Source organism: Pseudomonas neuropathica (genome assembly GCF_015461835.1).
GTDB classification, from domain to species: Bacteria; Pseudomonadota; Gammaproteobacteria; order Pseudomonadales; family Pseudomonadaceae; genus Aquipseudomonas; species Aquipseudomonas neuropathica.
Map to the genome: position 1 here is coordinate 149,237 of NZ_JACOPX010000017.1, position 16,795 is coordinate 166,031.

At 59.4% G+C, this 16,795-nt stretch carries 12 protein-coding genes; 5 read left to right on the forward strand and 7 right to left on the reverse strand.

All coding sequences use genetic code 11. From position 1 onward, the window contains the following. Positions 1-174 precede the first annotated feature (174 nt). Positions 175-921 carry an SDR family oxidoreductase gene (locus H8F23_RS23745; protein WP_064587387.1) on the forward strand — a complete coding sequence of 249 codons (747 nt, stop codon included), beginning with the start codon at positions 175-177 and terminating at the stop codon, positions 919-921. Between the two features lie 134 nt (positions 922-1,055). Here the strand turns inward: H8F23_RS23745 and mapR are convergent, their stop codons facing one another. The 3 genes from mapR to H8F23_RS23760 all read right to left on the reverse strand — a co-directional run bounded on the left by mapR (position 1,056) and on the right by H8F23_RS23760 (position 4,772). Further along, the gene (gene mapR, locus H8F23_RS23750) at positions 1,056-2,465 is read right to left on the reverse strand and encodes a GntR family transcriptional regulator MpaR (RefSeq protein ID WP_007919188.1); all 1,410 of its coding nucleotides are present in this window, start codon (positions 2,463-2,465) and stop codon (positions 1,056-1,058) included. 420 nt (positions 2,466-2,885) lie between these two features. Beyond that, positions 2,886-4,328, reverse strand: a complete 1,443-nt coding sequence (gene ccoG / locus H8F23_RS23755; RefSeq protein WP_194935995.1) for a cytochrome c oxidase accessory protein CcoG — start codon at positions 4,326-4,328, stop codon at positions 2,886-2,888. A 195-nt stretch (positions 4,329-4,523) separates the two neighbouring features. Continuing rightward, positions 4,524-4,772 (reverse strand): DUF3203 family protein, encoded by a 249-nt coding sequence (locus H8F23_RS23760; protein WP_194935996.1) that lies wholly within the window; start codon positions 4,770-4,772, stop codon positions 4,524-4,526. Between the two features lie 123 nt (positions 4,773-4,895). Here H8F23_RS23760 and H8F23_RS23765 point away from each other — a divergent pair, with 123 nt between their 5' ends. Beyond that, positions 4,896-5,408 (forward strand): MgtC/SapB family protein, encoded by a 513-nt coding sequence (locus H8F23_RS23765; protein ID WP_194935997.1) that lies wholly within the window; start codon positions 4,896-4,898, stop codon positions 5,406-5,408. A gap of 125 nt (positions 5,409-5,533) precedes the next feature. On the opposite strand, the gene H8F23_RS23770 is transcribed toward H8F23_RS23765, so the two are convergent. Further along, positions 5,534-5,692, reverse strand: coding sequence for a hypothetical protein (locus H8F23_RS23770; protein WP_007966757.1), 159 nt, complete (start codon positions 5,690-5,692; stop codon positions 5,534-5,536). Positions 5,693-5,909: 217 nt separating this feature from the next. Here H8F23_RS23770 and H8F23_RS23775 point away from each other — a divergent pair, with 217 nt between their 5' ends. The 3 genes from H8F23_RS23775 to glgB all read left to right on the forward strand — a co-directional run bounded on the left by H8F23_RS23775 (position 5,910) and on the right by glgB (position 13,637). Further along, a complete protein-coding gene (locus H8F23_RS23775; protein WP_194935998.1) occupies positions 5,910-7,907 on the forward strand; it encodes an alpha-1,4-glucan--maltose-1-phosphate maltosyltransferase in 1,998 nt (665 codons plus the stop codon). Between the two features lie 154 nt (positions 7,908-8,061). Then, complete coding sequence (treS, locus tag H8F23_RS23780) at positions 8,062-11,403, forward strand: maltose alpha-D-glucosyltransferase (protein ID WP_194935999.1); 3,342 nt, start codon at positions 8,062-8,064, stop codon at positions 11,401-11,403. 2 nt (positions 11,404-11,405) lie between these two features. After that, positions 11,406-13,637: a 1,4-alpha-glucan branching protein GlgB gene (gene glgB, locus H8F23_RS23785; protein WP_194936000.1), complete on the forward strand. Its 2,232-nt coding sequence runs from the start codon at positions 11,406-11,408 to the stop codon at positions 13,635-13,637. Positions 13,638-13,760: 123 nt separating this feature from the next. On the opposite strand, the gene H8F23_RS23790 is transcribed toward glgB, so the two are convergent. The 3 genes from H8F23_RS23790 to H8F23_RS23800 form a co-directional block, all read right to left on the reverse strand. Next, a complete protein-coding gene (locus H8F23_RS23790) occupies positions 13,761-14,828 on the reverse strand; it encodes an autotransporter domain-containing protein (RefSeq protein ID WP_194936001.1) in 1,068 nt (355 codons plus the stop codon). 390 nt (positions 14,829-15,218) lie between these two features. Continuing rightward, the gene (locus H8F23_RS23795; RefSeq protein WP_038368981.1) at positions 15,219-16,001 is read right to left on the reverse strand and encodes an endonuclease/exonuclease/phosphatase family protein; all 783 of its coding nucleotides are present in this window, start codon (positions 15,999-16,001) and stop codon (positions 15,219-15,221) included. A 126-nt stretch (positions 16,002-16,127) separates the two neighbouring features. Further along, positions 16,128-16,795: Ig-like domain-containing protein (locus H8F23_RS23800; RefSeq protein ID WP_228759352.1), on the reverse strand; the 668-nt coding region annotated here is incomplete at its 5' end.

Sequence of the window (16,795 nt, forward strand, 5' to 3'; positions counted from 1 at the left end):
TCGTTCTTCGCGAGCATGCTCGCTCCCGCATTGGCTGTGTGAACAACACCGAACCCTGTGGGAGCGAGCTTGCTCGCGAAGGCGTCTGCCCAGACACAGACTCCATGCAAAACCCGCCAATGGCGGTTATTCTTCCCCCCGACTGTTACGTGTGCATTTGGGGGAAAGGGCAGCATGGATAAAGTCATTGTGATCACCGGGGGCGGGCGCGGGATTGGCGCCGCTACGGCGTTGTTGGCTGCCGAGCAAGGTTATCGGATCTGCATCAACTATCAGTCGGATGAGCAAGCCGCGCAAAGCGTGCTGGAGCAAGTTCGCGCATTGGGCGCCCAGGCCATCGCCGTGCGTGCCGACGTCAGCATCGAAGACGAAGTGATCGCATTGTTCCATCGGGTCGACACCGAGTTGGGCCGGGTCACCGCGCTGGTGAACAACGCCGGCACTGTCGGACATAAATCGCGGGTCGACGAAATGTCCGAGTTCCGCATCCTCAAAATCATGAAAACCAACGTTCTGGCGCCGATTCTCTGCGCCAAGCACGCGATCCTGCGCATGTCGCCCAAGCACGGCGGGCAAGGTGGCAGCATCGTCAACGTGTCGTCGGTGGCCGCGCGTCTCGGTTCGCCAAACGAATACGTCGATTACGCCGCGTCCAAAGGCGCGCTCGACACCTTCACTATCGGTTTGTCCAAGGAAGTGGCGGGCGAGGGGATTCGGGTGAACGCGGTGCGCCCGGGTTACATCTATACCGATTTCCACGCATTGAGCGGCGACCCGGATCGGGTCAGCAAGCTCGAGTCGGCGATTCCAATGGCCCGTGGCGGGCGCCCGGATGAAGTGGCGGAGGCGATTGTCTGGTTGTTGTCGGACAAGGCTTCGTATGCGACCGGGACGTTTGTTGATTTGGGAGGTGGGCGTTAAGCGCTTGGATTTATTTCGATAGCACCGCCCCCTTCGCGAGCAAGCTCGCTCCCACATTGGATGTGTGAATGTCACAGAACCCATGTGGGAGCGAGCTTGCTCGCGAAGAGGCCTAAATAAACACCATCGATCTGTCAGAACGACCGCACAATCCGCCCCAACGTCTCCATAGCCTTTTCCGAGTCTTCGGTCCACGGACTGCCGTAATTCAACCGAATACAATTCCTGAAGCGCTGCGTCGGCGAGAAAATCGGCCCCGGCGCAATGCTGATGCCTTGCGCCAGTGCCATCTGAAACAACTTCAGCGAATCCATCTGCGGTGGCAGTTCCAGCCACAAGAAGTAGCCGCCCGCCGGTTGGCTGACCCGCGTCTGCGCCGGGAAGTAACGGGCAATCGCAGCGAGCATCGCGCTCTGCTGTTCTTCCAGTGCGTAACGCAGTTTGCGCAGGTGCCGGTCATAACCGCCGTGTTGCAGGTAGTCGGCAATCGCCGCTTGCGCTGGCATCGAAGCACACAGCGAGGTCATCAGTTTCAGTCGTTCGATCTTCTGCGCGTAGCGTCCGGCAGCAACCCAGCCGATGCGGTAGCCGGGGGCGAGGCTTTTGGCGAATGAACCGCAGTGCATCACCAGACCTTCCGTGTCGAACGCCTTGGCCGGTTTCGGTGCTTGTTGGCCGTAATAGAGTTCGGCGTAAACGTCGTCTTCGATCAGCGGCACCTGATGGCGGCGCAGCAGTTCGACCAGTTCCTGTTTCTTTGCCTCGGGCATGGTCGCGCCCATCGGGTTCTGGAAACTGGTCATGCACCAGCAGGCCTTGATCGGGTGACGTTCGAGGGTTTGCGCGAGCACGCCGAGGTCGATGCCGTCGCGCGGGTGCACGGGAATTTCCACGGCTTTGAGTTTCAGCCGTTCGAGCACTTGCAGGCTGGCGTAGAACGCCGGGGCTTCGATGGCCACCAGATCGCCCGGTTCGGTGACGGCTTGCAGGCACAGGTTCAGCGCTTCGAGGGCGCCGTTGGTGATCAGCAGCTCTTCCATCGGCAGCATCAGGCCGCCGACCATGTAGCGCAGGGCTATCTGCCGGCGCAGTTGCGGATTGCCCGGCGACATGTCGGTGACGACCATGCGCGGGTCCATCTCGCGGGCCGCGCTGGCCAGCGAACGCGACAGGCGCTGCAACGGGAACAGGGTCGGGCTGGGGAACGCCGAACCGAACGGCACGGTACTCGGGTCCTTGATCGAATCGAGGACCGAGAACACCAGTTCGCTGACGTCGACTTCGGTGGAGTCGTTGACGTGGCTGCTGATCACCGGCTCCGAGAACGGGCTCGGCGCGTGGGTATTGACGAAATAGCCGGAGCGCGGCCGTGCGCGGATCAGGCCACGGCGTTCGAGCAGGTAATAGGCCTGGAATACCGTGGACGGGCTGACCCCGTAGGTCTGGCTGGCGTAACGCACCGAGGGCACGCGCTGGCCGGGGCCGAGGACGCCGGAGCGGATCAGTTCAGCGATGTCGTCGGCGAATTTTTCGTAGCGTTTCATCGAGGAGCCTTGGTGCTGGTTGATGATGAGGTGTGTCAGGAGAACTGCCCCTCACCCTAGCCCTCTCCCAGAGGGAGAGGGGACTGATTGGGGGATGCTTGTGAACTACGCCGACCTGAAAGTGCTTTGCTGAATCCGTAATCGACTCGGCCTGAAAGTGCTTTGCTGAATCCATGATCGACTCGGCCTGAAAGTGCTTTGCTGAATCCGTAATCGACTCGGCCTGAAAGTGCTTTGCTGAATCCATGATCGACTCGGCCTGAAATTGCTTTGCTGAATCCATGATCGATTCGGCCTGAAAATGTTTTGCTCAATCCATAATCGATTCGGTCTGTCAGGTCGATGTATAGCGACAGACACCTCGGTCGGCTCCCTCTCCCTCCGGGAGAGGGCTGGGGTGAGGGAGCGGATTCTAACGGCTCAGCGATTCATCGGCGCAACAAACCTGCTCTTCGCCACGCTGTAAACCTCAGGCTCATCGCTGTCGGCAATCTTGAAACTCAAGGTCTGCGAACTGCTGGCCGGGCGTTCCGTGGTCATCGCCACCGACACCGGCACGTCGACAATTTCCCCCGGCGCCAGGCTCAGTTCAGTCTTGCCCTGCAACTGGAAGCCGTCGCCATCCACCAGACTCAGGTTGTAGTCCTGGCGCTGCTGGGTCTTGTTGATGACTTTGAGGGTGTAGATGTTTTCAATCTGGCCCTGACCATTCTCGCGGAACAACCCGCGATCCTTGGTCACGTCCAGCGAGACCATCGGCCGCTCGATCAACGCCAATGCCAATGCGCCGATCATCGCCACCAGCACCACGGTGTAACCGATCAGGCGCGGGCGCAGCAGGTGGGTCTTGCCACCCTGCAGTTCGCGCTCGGAACTGTAGCGGATCAAGCCGCGCGGGTAGTTCATCTTGTCCATGATCGAGTCACAGGCGTCGATGCAGGCGGCGCAGCCGATGCACTCCATCTGCAAGCCGTCGCGGATGTCGATGCCGGTCGGACAAACCTGCACGCATAACTGGCAGTCGATGCAATCACCCAGGCCAGCCTCGAGCGGTTTCACGTCGCGTTTGCGCGGGCCACGGTTTTCGCCACGGGCCACGTCGTAGGAAATCGCCAGGGTGTCCTTGTCGAACATCACGCTCTGGAACCGCGCATACGGGCACATGTGCATGCACACCGCCTCACGCAGCCAACCGGCGTTGATGTAGGTGGCGGCGGTGAAAAACAGCACCCAGAACAGACTGACGCCGCCAATTTGCAGGGTCAGCAGTTCTTCAGCCAGTGGCCGGATCGGCGTGAAGTAACCGACGAAGGTCAGGCCGGTCAACACGCTGATCGCCAGCCACAGGGTGTGCTTGGCCGCGCGTCGCGCCAGTTTGTTCAGGCTCCACGGCGCGGCTTGCAGTTTGATGCGTTGGTTGCGTTCGCCTTCGGTGATCTTCTCGCACCACATGAAGATCCACGTCCACGAACTTTGCGGGCAGGTGTAACCGCACCAGACCCGACCGGCAAACACGGTGATGGCGAACAGACCGAACGCAGCGATGATCAGCAGCGCCGACAGCAGGATGAAGTCCTGCGGCCAAAACGTCGCGCCAAAGATGTGGAATTTACTTTCGGACAGATCCCAGAGCACCGCCTGACGTCCGCCCCAGTTCAGCCACACGGTGCCGAAAAACAGCACGAACAGAAATCCCGCGCCGCTCATGCGCAAGGTGCGGAACAGGCCGGTGAAGCTGCGGGTGTGGATCTGGTTGTCGCTGGACTTGGCCGTCGCCTTCATTGGGCGTGCGGGCACCTTCTTTATATGAGGAGCAATAGTCGGGGATGCTTCTACGGTTCGGACGGGGATTTGTTCGCTCATGGTTATTCGCTCATCAGCCTCCATCAGGCCAGAGCACTATGAGCGTCGATCTGTTTGCATAACAGACTCAGTTATTTCAATAAAAAGCGGATCAGATGAGATTTTGCGCAACGCCTGCGACAACTTGAAGCAGCCCGCAGGCAAAGGCGCAAACGCCTATATCAGGCGTTTGCGCGGGGTGTTGATCAAGGTCAGTCAAATCACCGAACCACTCTCGTCAGCCTTCAAGTGCTTGCGACCATCCTTGGCGCCTGCAACGGTCAATTCGTCGGCTTCTGCCTCGGTGATGTACACGCGCCGGCCTTCTATTTCCACGAACGACATGGATTTTTCGCTATCCGTCATGACTTCCAGGGTGTCGCAAATGCGAATTTCCTCGCCATGTTCAACGGTGAAAAAACACACTTTCTGTTCGGGGTTGGATTCATCGACTCGAACGGGCATGAGGGCAGTCCTTTTTCTGGGGTGTCTGAAAGGTTAGGGCGCGCGCTTCGCCGATGGTTCTGCGCAACTGATTAATGGTCGCCGCTGTCCATCGTCTATCCAGCCAATAACAAGGACTGCACGATGGACGCGTGGTGGCACGAAGTGTGGCAAACCCTGCAAGCGGAATTCGCCGACGTCGGCGATGCTTCGCAATTGACGCGCATCACCGTGCGCCTGCTGATGGCCGCCATTCTGGGCGGCATTCTCGGATTCGAGCGCGAACACAAGGGCAAGGCTGCCGGGGTGCGCACGCATATGTTGGTGGCGCTGGGGGCTGCGCTGTTTGTACTGGTGCCGCAGACATCGGGGGCGGAATCCGATGCGATGAGCCGCGTAGTGCAAGGGGTGATTGCCGGGATCGGCTTTCTCGGTGCCGGGACTATCCTGAAAAACAAGGAAGGAGATGAGGGCCATGTCAAAGGCCTGACCACGGCTGCCGGGCTGTGGATGACGGCAGCCATTGGTGTCGCGGCGGGATTGGGCAGGGAAGCAACGGCGCTGCTCAGTACTTTTCTGGCGCTGGGGATTTTCAGCGTGATGCCACGGATCGTTAAGCTTTTCGAAAAAGAAGAGCAGAAGACTGATGATCACTGACTGATCGTTGCCACGTTGATCGTTCCCACGCTCTGCGTGGGAATGCCTCAATGGACGCTCCGCGTCCGCTTTGGGACGCGGAGCGTCCCGGGCTGCATTCCCACGCGGAGCGTGGGAACGATCAGTTAGACAATGACTGGTGGCATCGTCGTTGGTGGTTCTTCTTTGGGCGGTGGCGTGGTGCCAGGTGGCTCCTGCTCGGGAACCGGTTGCGGCTCGGTCTCGGGCAGCGTGGGTTTGTCGATGTTCGGATCAGGCGTTTCGGCCGGGATCGGGATATTCATCTGATGACCTCCGTGTGGCACATGGCGTGAGAAGTGCTTAAGTGGATTGACCACCCTGCACGCAATTCGATCCGCTTTTCTGACACGCCAATTTCATCTGAACTTTTCCCGGCGCCGGTCGCTCGGAACCTAAGTGAGTTCATTTCGGGGCAGGTGCTTCGTTGTGAACACTGATCCGGCACAAGAGCGTCCTTGGGGCGTTAAGGAGAGATGCTCAATGACTGCTGAAAGACCTTCTGAACTGAGCTACAACCCGCACATGCCGCTGTCGCAGGCGTTGCTGCTGCCGCGCATTGCCATCGAAAACACCATGCCGACCCTCGAGGGCGGGCAGTTCGCCGTGAAGTCGATTGCCGGCCGTGAGGTGGTGGTCACCAGCAAGGTATTTGCCGACGGTCACGACAAACTCGCGGTGCGCATCCGCTGGCGCGAGGAAGGCGAGGAGACCTGGCAAAGCGAGGTCATGGCCGATCAGGGCAACAATGGCTGGCAAGGCTTGTTCCGCCCTGAGCATCAAGGGCGCTTCCTCTATTGCATCGAGGCGTGGATCGATCACTTCGCCAGTTTCCAGTATGAACTGGAGAAAAAACACAGCGCCGCCGTACCGGTTTCGCTGGAGTTACAGGAAGGCCGGAGCATGGTGCAACAGGCCGCCGAGCGCAGCGAAGGTCAGCTCAGCGAGCAGCTCGCCGCGTTGCACCACGAATTGTCCGGGCTGCTCGAAACCGAGCAGGTCGCGCTGTTCCTGCACTCGCGCAGTGCGCAGTTGATGGCTGAGGCCGATCACCGCGCCTACCTGAGCGTCAGTCCGGAATATTCGGTAGACGTCGAACGCGAACTGGCCGAATTTGCCAGTTGGTACGAACTGTTTCCGCGCTCGATCACCGACGATCCCCACCGCCACGGTACCTTTAACGACGTGCACTCGCGCCTGCCGATGATTCAGGACATGGGTTTCGACGTGCTGTATTTCACGCCGATCCACCCGATCGGCCGCGCCCACCGCAAGGGCCGCAACAATTCCCTGACCGCCGGGCCCGATGATCCGGGCAGCCCTTATGCCATCGGCAGTGAGGAGGGCGGTCACGAGGCGATTCACTCGCAACTCGGCACCCGCGACGACTTCCGCCGACTGGTGGCCGCTGCTGCCGATCACGGTCTGGAAATCGCCCTCGATTTTGCCATTCAGTGTTCTCAGGATCACCCGTGGCTCAAACAGCATCCGGGCTGGTTCAACTGGCGGCCCGACGGCACGATCAAATACGCGGAGAATCCGCCGAAGAAATATCAGGACATCGTCAACGTCGACTTCTATGCGCCCGACGCGATTCCGAGCCTGTGGGTCGAGTTGCGCGACATCGTTATTGGCTGGGTCGAAGAGGGCGTGAAGATCTTTCGCGTCGACAATCCGCACACCAAACCACTGCCGTTCTGGCAATGGCTGATCGCCGATGTTCGGGCGCTATACCCGGAAGTGATCTTCCTCGCCGAAGCCTTCACCACGCCGGCAATGATGGCGCGGCTGGGCAAGGTCGGTTACACGCAGAGCTACACCTATTTCACCTGGCGCAACAGCAAGGCTGAGCTGGCGACGTATTTCACTGAGCTGAATGAATCGCCGTGGCGCGAATGCTACCGGCCGAATTTCTTCGTTAACACGCCGGACATCAACCCTGCATTCCTGCACGAATCCGGGCGTCCGGGCTTTCTGATTCGTGCGGCGCTGGCGACCATGGGTTCCGGCTTGTGGGGCATGTATTCGGGGTTCGAGCTGTGCGAGTCGGCGCCGGTGCCGGGCAAAGAGGAATACCTCGACTCGGAGAAGTACGAGATCCGCGTCCGCGACTTCACCGCGCCGGGCAACATCATTGCCGAAATCGCCCAGCTCAACCGCATCCGCCGGCAGAACCCGGCGCTGCACACGCATCTTGGCCTGAAGGTCTACAACGCCTGGAACGACAACATTCTGTATTTCGGCAAGCGCAGTGTCGACGGCAGCAACTTCATTCTGGTCGCGGTCAGTCTTGATCCGCACAACGTGCAGGAAGCGAATTTCGAATTGCCGCTGTGGGAATTGGGCCTGCCCGATGATGCGACGACCCATGGCGAAGACTTGATGAACGGGCATCGCTGGGACTGGCACGGCAAGTATCAGTTCATGCGCATCGACCCGGCGTATCAGCCGTTCGGCATTTGGCGGATTACCACCGCCTAAGGCATTGCACAACTCCCTGTAGGAGCTGCCGAAGGCTGCGATCTTTTGCCTTTGATGTTTAAAAGCAAGATCAAAGATCGCAGCCTTCGGCAGCTCCTACAGAGGAATCAGCACAATCAGATTATGTGCAGAAAGAATTTTTCAGGAGTTTCACATGGCGAAGAAACCCAAGGCAGCCACCTTTATCAAAGACCCGCTCTGGTACAAGGATGCGGTGATCTATCAAGTTCACGTCAAATCGTTTTTCGACTCCAACAACGACGGGATCGGTGACTTTCCCGGCCTGATCGCCAAACTCGATTACATCGCCGATCTTGGCGTCAACACCATCTGGCTGTTGCCTTTCTATCCCTCGCCACGTCGCGACGATGGCTATGACATTGCCGAATACCGTGGCGTGCACAGCGATTACGGGACCATGGCCGACGCCAAGCGCTTTATCGCCGAGGCGCACAAGCGTGGCTTGCGGGTGATCACCGAACTGGTCATCAACCACACCTCCGACCAGCACCCGTGGTTTCAGCGTGCGCGCAAGGCCAAGCCCGGCTCGGCGGCGCGGGACTTTTACGTGTGGTCGGATGACGATCAGAAATACGACGGCACGCGAATCATTTTCCTCGATACGGAAAAATCCAACTGGACCTGGGACCCGGTCGCCGGCCAGTACTTCTGGCACCGTTTCTATTCGCACCAACCGGATCTGAATTTCGACAATCCGCAAGTGATGAAAGCCGTGCTCTCGGTGATGCGCTACTGGCTGGACATGGGCATCGATGGCCTGCGTCTCGACGCGATTCCGTACCTGATCGAGCGTGATGGCACCAATAACGAAAACCTGCCGGAAACCCACGACGTCCTCAAGCAGATCCGCGCCGAGATCGACGCCAATTACCCCGATCGCATGCTGCTCGCCGAGGCCAACCAATGGCCCGAAGACACTCAGCTGTACTTCGGTGATACCGATGCGGCAGGCCTTAACGGTGATGAATGCCACATGGCGTTCCACTTCCCGCTGATGCCGCGCATGTACATGGCGCTGGCCCAGGAAGATCGCTTCCCGATCACCGACATTCTTCGCCAGACCCCGGAAATTCCCGCCAACTGCCAATGGGCGATTTTCCTGCGCAACCACGATGAGCTGACGCTGGAGATGGTCACCGACAAAGAACGTGATTATCTATGGAACTACTACGCCGCTGACCGTCGCGCGCGGATCAACCTCGGCATCCGCCGTCGTCTGGCGCCGTTGATGGAACGCGATCGCCGCCGCATCGAATTGCTCAACAGCCTGCTGCTGTCGATGCCGGGCACGCCGACCTTGTATTACGGCGACGAGATCGGCATGGGCGACAACATCTACCTTGGCGACCGCGATGGCGTGCGTACGCCGATGCAGTGGTCGATTGACCGCAACGGCGGCTTCTCCCGTGCCGATCCGGCCAGCCTGGTGCTGCCGCCGATCATGGACCCGCAATACGGCTATCTGTCGGTTAACGTCGAAACCCAGTCCGGCGATCCGCATTCGCTGCTCAACTGGACCCGACGCTTGCTCGCTGTGCGCAAACAATCCAAGGCGTTCGGCCGTGGCACGTTGAAAATGCTCTCGCCGAACAACCGTCGCGTGTTGGCCTACACGCGCGAATTCACCGATGCCGATGGCAAGCACGAAATCATCCTCTGTGTGGCCAACGTTTCGCGCAGTGCGCAAGCGGTGGAGCTGGACCTGTCGGCGTACGTCGGCATGGTGCCGGTGGAGATGCTCGGCGGTAATGCCTTCCCGCCGATTGGTCAGTTGAGTTTTCTCCTGACCCTTGCGCCGTACGGTTTCTATTGGTTTGCCCTGGCGGCGGAAAACCAGATGCCGAGCTGGCACGTGGAGCCGGCGCAGAGCCTGCCGGACTTCACCACGCTGGTACTGAAAAAACGCATGGAGGAATTGCTCGAAGCGCCGTCGCGCACATCGCTGGAGCAAAACATTCTGCCGAGCTGGCTGCAGAATCGCCGCTGGTTCGCCGGCAAGGACGCGGCCATCGACAAGGTGCATCTGGCGTACGGCGTGCGTTTCGGCGATGCGCAGCATCCGGTGCTGCTCAGCGAAATCGAAGTCACCAGTGGCGGGCAGACCAGTCGTTATCAACTGCCGTTCGGCTTTATTGCCGAAGACCAAGTTGGCCCGGCGCTGCCGCAGCAATTGGCCTTGTCCCGTGTACGCCGAGTGCGACAGGTCGGCTTGATTACTGACGCGTTCAGCCTTGAAACGTTTATTCGTGCGGTGCTGCAAGGCATGCAGAACAACACGGTGCTGGAGTCGAGCGACGGTGAAATCCGTTTTGCACCGACGCCGTATCTGGAAACGCTCGGCCTCGGTACCGAGTCGGAAGTGCGTTATCTGTCTGCCGAGCAATCGAACAGTTCGGTGGTGATCGGCAATAGCCTGGTGCTTAAGCTGATACGCAAAGTCGCTTCTGGCGTACACCCGGAGCTGGAGATGAGCGCTTACCTGACCGAGGCCGGATTTGCCAATATCTCTCCGCTGCTCGGCTCGGTGATTCGCCGCGATGCCAAGGGCGAAGACAATTTGCTGATGATCGCCCAAGGCTATCTGAGCAATCAGGGCGACGCCTGGGAATGGACGCAGAACAACCTTGAAAGGGCGCTGCGCGATGAGCTGGCCGATGCCATGTCCGAACAGGAACAGCATTACAACGCCCTCGGTGAGCTGAAGGATTTTGCTGGCATGCTCGGTCAGCGTCTGGGCGAGATGCACAAGGTGCTCGCCGCGCCCACCGACAATGCCGACTTCGCCCCACAGGTGTCGACGGCCAAGGACATGCAGGCCACCGGCAAGGATGTTGTGGCGCAGGTCGAACACGCGCTGAAACTGCTCAAGCAGCATCAGGGCGAACTCAATGCGGTGGATCAGAAACTGGTCAAACGCCTGATCGACGAGAAGAAAACCATCCTCACGCACGTACAGGATCTGGCAAAAAAAGCCGTCGGCGGTTTGCGCATTCGCGTCCACGGCGATCTGCATTTGGGTCAGGTGCTGGTGATCAAGGGCGATGCCTACCTGATCGACTTCGAGGGTGAACCGGCGCGGCCACTGGGCGAGCGCCGTGGCAAACACAGTCCGTACAAAGATGTCAGCGGCGTGCTGCGCTCGTTCGATTACGCGGCAGCGATGACCATCAACGTGCACAACGTTGACCACAGCGCCGAGTCTGAGACGGCGCGGCGTCTGGTTGCCGAGCGCTATCTGCGTGAGGCCCGCGAGGCATTTGTTCAGGCATATCGCCGCGCGGCAGCTAGTCTTGATCATGCCTGGCAAGATCCTGAAGGTGCCGACGCCGCGCTGGCGTTGTTCGGCCTGGAGAAGGCGGCCTATGAAGTGGCCTATGAAGCCGAAAATCGCCCCACGTGGCTGCCCGTGCCGTTGCACGGTTTGTATGGGTTATTGACGGGGCTTAAACCCTTTTCCGATCTTGGTGGAGAGTAGTCATGAGTTTCTCGAACAAGGAACAGGGTGCGGTTAAAGAAACATTGCTGCCCTCGGCAAAAGATATTGATGCCTTGGTCCGCGCTGAACATCACGACCCTTTTTCGATTCTTGGTCCGCACGGCGATGGCGCTGGCGGGCAGTTCATTCGCGCTTATCTGCCCGGAGCGCTGAGTGTCGTGGTGCTGGACAAGGACAGCGGTGAAGAACGCGGTCCGCTGGAGCAGACCGAAACGCCGGGGTTGTTTGTCGGCCATTTCGATCAGGCGCGGCCGTATCAGTTGCGCACGCGCTGGGCCGGCGGCGAACAGGTTGCCGAGGATCCTTATAGCTTTGGCCAGTTACTCGGCGAAATGGACTTGTATCTGTTCGCCGAAGGCAATCACCGTGACCTCAGCGCCTGTCTCGGCGCGCAGATGAAAACAGTGGATGGCGTCGACGGCGTGCGCTTCGCCGTGTGGGCGCCAAATGCCCGGCGCGTGTCGGTGGTCGGCGACTTCAACGTCTGGGACGGGCGTCGCCATCCCATGCGCTTGCGTCATCCGTCCGGGGTCTGGGAGTTGTTCATACCGCGCCTGCAAGCGGGCGAGTTGTACAAATACGAAATTCTCGGCGCCCACGGCATTCTGCCGCTCAAGGCTGACCCGATGGCGCTGGCCACCAGTCTGCCGCCGGACACCGCCTCGAAAGTCGCTGAACCGCTACAAATCGACTGGCAGGATCAGGAGTGGATGAGCAGCCGACGCGACCGGCAGAAACATTCGGCGCCGCTGTCGATCTACGAACTGCACGCCGGTTCATGGCAGTGCGAACTGGATGATCTCGGCGAAGTCGCCCGCCAGTACACTTGGCCGGAACTCGCCGAACGCTTGATTCCCTACGTCAAGGAACTGGGTTTCACCCACATCGAACTGATGCCGATCATGGAGCACCCGTTTGGTGGCTCCTGGGGCTATCAATTGCTCTCGCAATTCGCCCCGAGTGCGCGGTACGGCTCGCCGGCGCAGTTCGCTGAATTCGTCGACGCCTGCCACCGGGCCGAGATCGGTGTGATCCTCGACTGGGTGCCGGCGCATTTTCCCACCGATACTCACGGTCTCGCCCAGTTCGACGGCACCGCGCTGTACGAATACGGCAACCCGCTGGAAGGGTTTCATCAGGATTGGGACACGCTGATCTACAACCTCGGCCGCACCGAAGTGCATGGCTACATGCTGGCTTCCGGGCTGCATTGGTTGAAACATTTTCATGTCGATGGTTTGCGCGTCGATGCGGTGGCTTCGATGCTCTATCGTGACTATTCGCGCAAGGCTGGCGAATGGGTGCCGAACCGCCATGGCGGTCGGGAAAATCTGGAGGCCATCGACTTCTTGCGGCATTTGAACGATGTGGTCGAACTGGAAGCTCCGGGTGCGCTGGTGATCGCCGAAGAATCCACGGCGTGGCCCGGTGTCAGCCAAAGTACGCAGCAGGGCGGACTGGGTTTTGCCTACAAATGGAACATGGGCTGGATGCACGATTCGCTGCATTACATTCAGCAGGATCCGGTGTACCGCGCGCACCATCACAACGAGTTGAGTTTTGGTCTGGTCTACGCCTGGTCCGAGCGGTTCATCCTGCCGATCTCCCACGACGAAGTGGTGCACGGCAAGCATTCGCTGATCGACAAGATGCCCGGCGACCGCTGGCAGAAATTCGCCAACCTGCGCGCGTATCTGAGTTTCATGTGGACGCACCCGGGCAAGAAACTGTTGTTCATGGGCTGCGAGTTTGGCCAGTGGCGCGAGTGGAATCACGATCAGCAACTGGATTGGTATCTGCTGCAGTACTCCGAGCACAAGGGCGTGCAGAAACTGGTCGGCGATCTCAATCGGCTGTATCGCGAAGAGCCGGCGCTGCACGATCAGGACGACGCGCCGCAGGGTTTCCAGTGGTTGATCGGCGACGATGCGATCAACAGTGTTTATGCCTGGTTGCGCTGGAGCAAGGAGGGTAAACCGGTGCTGGTGGTGGCCAACTTCACGCCGGTGCCGCGTCAGGCGTATCGCGTGGGTGTGCCGTTTGCCGGGCGCTGGACTGAATTGCTCAATAGCGATGCCGACACCTATGCCGGTTCCAATTACGGCAATGGCGGCGGGGCGTTTACCGAGGAAGTGCCGAGCCATGGCCAGTCGTTGTCGCTGGAGCTGAATCTGCCGCCATTGGCGGTGTTGATCCTCAAACCGGAAGGCTGATCCAGTACCGAGTTGCTGCCATCGCGAGCAGGCTCACTCCTACATTTGGAATGCGTTCCCCTTGTAGGAGTGAGCCTGCTCGCGATGGCGTCAGCACAAACACTATCGCCGCCAAGCCAAACGCTACCAACGCATCCGCACCCCAAGGCTGCCAATGATCCCGTTCAAATCATTGTCATCGACATCGCTACTGTAATCGGCACTGACATACAGACTCACCGCCGGCGTCACCCGTGCCACCAGGCCCAAGCCCAATTCGACGGTCGATGACTTGCGGCTGCTGCTGATCTTGTCGACCTGATCCAGTGTCACGGTATTGCCGGTGTACACCGTGTGCCAGAGGTTGGTGCGCACATAGGGTTCGACCGGCAGGCCATTCAAATCGTAACTGCCTTTCAAACGTGCACCGACGCGGCCACTCCAGGCCGTGAGATCGGAGGACGAGGCATTGCCTGAACCGGCGTAGGGCGTGTCGAGGGTGATGCGTTGATTGATCAATTGCGCCTGCGGTTCGACCACCCAGTTTTCACTCAGGCCAATCGGATAACCGCCTTCTACTGACAGCGTCAGTGCGCTGCCCTCGGTGGCTTGCCGTGCGCCCTGTTCGTTACGACTGAAACCGCTGACCCGGCCGCCACTGGCGGATAAATCCACGTGCCAGCCCTGGGCTCCGCTCAGGCTGTAATAGGCGCCAAGGCTTTGGCCTTGCAGGTTGAGGGTGTCGCTGTTCGGGTCTGCCAGGGCGCGGCTGGTGAGCAGGCCATTGGCATTGGCTTGAATCTGGTTGAGGCCGCCGATCAGGCCGATGGTCTGGGTATGACTGCCACTTTGCAGAGTCAGTACGGCTGGGCCTTTGAAGTCGCCGCTGCCGGGTGTTGCGTAACCCGACGACAGCACATCGGTTTGTGCCTGCCGGGCGCTTCTGCCGTACAACTCATCCCAGGCTGACGGGGCGAGGTCTTCGGTGATCAGGTTCGCCCCCTGCAAGTCCGGGCGTGGACTCAAGCGTTGCGGGCCGGGGGTAATGACGGTCACGGGCAGTGTCATGACCGGCACATCCGCGCGATACCACGGGGTGGTTTCATCCGCCGCAGAACCGGCCTGCGCCTCCATGGATGAGCACAGCAAGATAGAGCTCGACACTGTGCAGAAAGTGATTTTGATCTCGTGTGGGGTGATGGGCGTTTTCATGGAGGTCTACCTTGCAGGCGCATGCATTCTCTCTGTGTGGCGTCTCTCCTACCCCGAACGAGGGGCGACCGAATGGAGCGGGGCGAACCGTGGCCGCTCGATTTCGCGAGTGTCCGAAGGCTCGTCCCGGGTTGTGATTCCGGGGGTAGTTAAGGTTGAGATAAGAAGAGTCGAGCGTGCCCGTCAAGAAATTGAACGATGAGCGGTAGTGGTAAAACAGGGTTTGCAAGCGTTTGTTTTTCTGCACATAAGTAAGTGGTTGTTTGCATGGAAAAACGCAGCGAAAGCCCCGACTCAGAGGCATTCAGTTACCGACAGAAGGTCTGTCGGCAACGTTGAATCGTCGTATGAGCTGATCTATCGCGTCCTGCATTGCTGTCACTATTGCAGCTACAGGTGCACTTCGACCGCCAGTGGCAGATGATCCGACAGATGTGTCCACGGCTTGTTGCCGAGAATCCGTGGGTCATGGCTGCTGGCATTGCGCAGGTAGATCCGGTCCAGTCGCAGCAACGGGAACCGCGCCGGGTAAGTCTTGGCCGGGCGCCCGTGGTGACGCTCAAAGGCTTCGTGCAGGTAGTCGCGGCGGGCGAGGGCGGCGTTGCCCTGTAACTGCCAGTCGTTGAAGTCGCCCGCGATGATCACCGGGGCATCGTCGGGTAGGGATTCCAGCAACTGGCAGAGCAGTTGCAACTGCAATTGCCGATGGCTTTCAAGCAGACTCAAATGCACGCAGATCGCGTGGACTTCGGCATGCCCCGGCACATCAAGCACGCAATGCAGCAGACCACGGCGTTCGGGGCCGGTGATCGACACATCGAGGTTGCGGTACTCACGGATCGGGTATTTCGACAGCAGCGCATTGCCGTGGTGGCCGTCGGGGTAGACGGCGTTGCGCCCGTAGGCGAAATCGCTCCACATACTGTCGGCGAGAAACTCGTATTGCGAGGTTTGCGGCCATTCGTTGTAACGGCTCGAATGCCGCTCGTGTTCACCCACCACTTCTTGCAGAAACACCAGATCGGCCGAGGTGCTGCGCACCGCTTCGCGCAGTTCCGGCAGGATGAAGCGCCGATTGAGCGCGGTGAAACCTTTGTGGGTGTTGACCGTCAGCACCCTGAGCCGATGAATGACGGGCGCGTCGACAACATGACGCTTGGGATCGCTGGACACGGTTACTCCTCTGAATCCTGAGTGCCTGTTCATGCGACTGACAAGCAGGGCTGGCAGTTCCTTGCGAATCATCAGGTCTGCGTTCCAGGCCGGGAGAACTGCCGTAGCGGCGACCCTCCAAGAGGCTCAGCGAACCAGTCGAACAACAATGTCATCGATTTGATAATCGTTGCCACCATCAGTCCCACCACCGCCTCCTCGATCCTGATGGCTTATTATTTGAATCGTGTGGTTCGTGCTCTGTGTCACCGAAAAGTTTCCTGTTTGGGGATACCACTGGCCGGTCCGGGGAACACTGTACACCGGCAAGATTGCTTGGCCTGTTGAAAACCTGACGGAAAAAATAGGGGGCATGTTAGTCGGCTGAGGGCTGACGTTTCGGACTCGATAACTGAATGTGTAGGTATGCCCGACCACAAATCGAAATGATTGACTGAATAGTAAGCCCGAGTGACCTGAAGCGCCGGGAGTGTCATTGTGAAACACACCACTGGTCACTCGCCCTTGATAACCTGCTGGCCCTTTGGTCCAGTTACCTGACGTGCCGTTCGTAAAATCGGTAACGGAATCCGTCCACCTCTCTGCAGTAAAGCTGCGCACTGCTGACTCCGGTTGCGCACCATAGAGCGCTTTGGCCTTGATAGGGTGCGCGACCGGGCTCAATCCGCTGATCACTCTGCTCCAGTCGCCATTGGCATCGACTGGCACGACTGGCGTCAGCGCTGTGTTGCCGTCGTAGAGCTGTACGGTCTGGCCGGGACTGGCCTTGCCGGTGACGGTGACGCTGGTATCGA

Excerpts from the sequence above, each read along its gene's own strand:
- ccoG (WP_194935995.1), bottom strand. The coding sequence starts at position 4,328 with ATGAGCGAACAAATCCCCGTCCGAACCGTAGAAGCATCCCCGACTATT.
- H8F23_RS23790 (WP_194936001.1), bottom strand. The coding sequence starts at position 14,828 with ATGAAAACGCCCATCACCCCACACGAGATCAAAATCACTTTCTGCACA.
- glgB (WP_194936000.1), top strand. The coding sequence starts at position 11,406 with ATGAGTTTCTCGAACAAGGAACAGGGTGCGGTTAAAGAAACATTGCTG.
- mapR (WP_007919188.1), bottom strand. The coding sequence starts at position 2,465 with ATGAAACGCTACGAAAAATTCGCCGACGACATCGCTGAACTGATCCGC.
- H8F23_RS23775 (WP_194935998.1), top strand. The coding sequence starts at position 5,910 with ATGACTGCTGAAAGACCTTCTGAACTGAGCTACAACCCGCACATGCCG.
- treS (WP_194935999.1), top strand. The coding sequence starts at position 8,062 with ATGGCGAAGAAACCCAAGGCAGCCACCTTTATCAAAGACCCGCTCTGG.
- H8F23_RS23770 (WP_007966757.1), bottom strand. The coding sequence starts at position 5,692 with ATGAATATCCCGATCCCGGCCGAAACGCCTGATCCGAACATCGACAAA.
- H8F23_RS23765 (WP_194935997.1), top strand. The coding sequence starts at position 4,896 with ATGGACGCGTGGTGGCACGAAGTGTGGCAAACCCTGCAAGCGGAATTC.
- H8F23_RS23745 (WP_064587387.1), top strand. The coding sequence starts at position 175 with ATGGATAAAGTCATTGTGATCACCGGGGGCGGGCGCGGGATTGGCGCC.
- H8F23_RS23760 (WP_194935996.1), bottom strand. The coding sequence starts at position 4,772 with ATGCCCGTTCGAGTCGATGAATCCAACCCCGAACAGAAAGTGTGTTTT.